The sequence below is a fragment of the Denitrobacterium sp. genome (genome assembly GCF_056180635.1).
Window position 1 is genome coordinate 1 of sequence record NZ_JAZZJS010000096.1, and the last position, 2,065, is coordinate 2,065.

Annotated in this window: 1 protein-coding gene and 1 pseudogene; both read right to left on the bottom strand. The window is 60.4% G+C overall.

Features of this window, described 5'->3' with window-relative positions; translation table 11 throughout:
- Positions 1–1,036 (bottom strand): annotated as a pseudogene (locus AC04P6_RS08890) (hypothetical protein); the annotation flags it as partial.
- A 222-nt stretch (positions 1,037–1,258) separates the two neighbouring features.
- Positions 1,259–2,065, bottom strand: an 807-nt coding sequence (locus tag AC04P6_RS08895) for a molybdopterin-binding protein (RefSeq protein WP_475566272.1), incomplete at its 5' end; no start/stop codon positions are given.

The following is a 2,065-nucleotide window of genomic DNA, read 5'->3' on the forward strand; positions in this document are numbered from 1 at the left end:
GCAAAGCCCTTCTCTGCCGCCTCATATCGCGGCCCGTCGTGCGCTCCAAAAGCTCTACGAGCTGCAACGCCACCTGGTCGAAACCGTGAGGCCAGTAAAGATCCTCTTTCAGCAAGGGAAACACCGCCAGCCCGTCCGCAGCCAATTCGCGATTCCGCCGGATATCGTCGAGCGCTTTCTCCCGCACATCGCGCAGCGCCTTATCCAAAGCCGCCTCAGTATGCGCAGCGCCCGGGTGCGACCCCAGCTCGATTGCGGCCTGCGCGATGGAATCCAGATCGAGATGAGCCAAGCCATCGTAATTGACGCCCACGGGCGTGCCTTTGATCACGATATCGGGAACGCGCGAGTTCTTGGAACCGGGAAGGGCATGCTCGGAAGTCTTTCGAGGGTTCAGCGTCAGCTCTCCGAGCTCCAATCCAAGGCTGTCTATGGGCAAGCGCATAAAAGCAGCGCAAAGCGATTCGGTTGGGGACCAGGCGTTGTCATTCATGAAGGAGAGGGTTTTTCGAGCCGCGTCGATTCCCCGAATGCTTTTTGCGCGCTCGAGGAAACGCCGGATCTTCTCCATGCTGGTTGCAGGCTCAACAAAGTACGCGACGGGGCCATTGTACGGGTCGTCCGCATTGCGGGAAAACGTGCCGCACAGCTCATGGCCCAGCAGGAGATGCTCTATGGGGTCCATCGATTCGGCAAGCTCCACAAAGAGCAGCTCCGGCCCGCTGATCGCAATGCCATTGCCAAGGGCCACGAAGGAGCGGCTGGGAATACCCCCTGCGTATATTGTGCTTGTCGTATCGCGAACGCGTATTCGCTTCGCGTTGCTTGGTGCGACGATATCCAAATGGGTTCCGGCAAGGCAATACGGCGCCCCAAGCTCAAGATTGTCGAGCGCACCTCGAGTGAACCGCTTGCCCTTTTCGAGTTTTGGCGAAACTATGTCCGAGCGTTTGCGGCCAGCACGGCCATGTTTTCCATTGGCCCGAAGAGCTCGCGTAATACCTAAGGCAGTATGCTTATTGAACGTGATTTCCATTGGGGAAGGGTAACACTGCATAGCAGTGCGATTCCGCAGCATACGTCAGATTCGCTTATCGCACAGAAACGAACCTCCATGCGGCCGATTATTGCACTTGTTTTGTTCAGTAAAAAATGCGACCTGGGCAAATGCAGAGTGGCAACCAAAATAAGTGCAATAATTTGAGAACGGTGCTGAAATACGCGAACGCGGCAAAGGGAATTGGTCTACGTGTACCATTCATTCTGGGCGTAAGGCCACTTCCACGAAATCGCCTGCATGCGGTGGGTTACTGCCGTCCATCAGGTAGTACGCATGCGCTTGCTCCGCTGCCAGCGGGCCAGGACGCCCACCGGGGACGGGCGCAGCCTCGATTACGCCGTCATCGGCAGCCGTAAGCACCAGCTGCTTCACGCCGAAGAAGGTGCCGCCCTCGGACGGACGCTGCTCGCCTGCGAGCTTGCCGCCCTTATGGCGGAAAGCCGGCATATCGCAAGCCATGCGCACACGCAGGCGCACAGGGCCCGGCTTTTCGCCGAACCACACCTGCATGGCCGGCTTCAGGTAGAAATCCGTCGTGAACGCCGCGCCGCCGGGTGGTCCCGAAATGCCGATCACGGGCACGCCGTCGAGCAACGAGCATGAGCTGTGATGGCCGGGCCCGTGGTTCGTCTGGTGGTACAGAACGCGGCCGATGCGCTCGAGCACCTCGAGCGACCAATCGTCCGAACCCTTCGACGAACCCGCGTTGAGCACGATGATGTCCGCCTCGGCAGCCGCGCGCCGCAAGGCTTCCTCGATAGCCTGCGGGTCATCGCGCACGATGCCGTAGATGATCGGCTCGCCGCCCCATTCTGCGATCTTGCCGCGCATGAGCAGGCTGTTGCTCTCGATGTTGCGGCCGCGCGGGATGGTGCCGCCAGCAGGGGCAAGCTCGTTGCCCGTGGGGATGAAGGCAACGCGCGGGCGGGCGACCACCTGCACGGACGCATTGTTGCCGCTCGCGATATGCGCAGCCAGAAGCGGCGTGATGCGCATGCCGGCGGG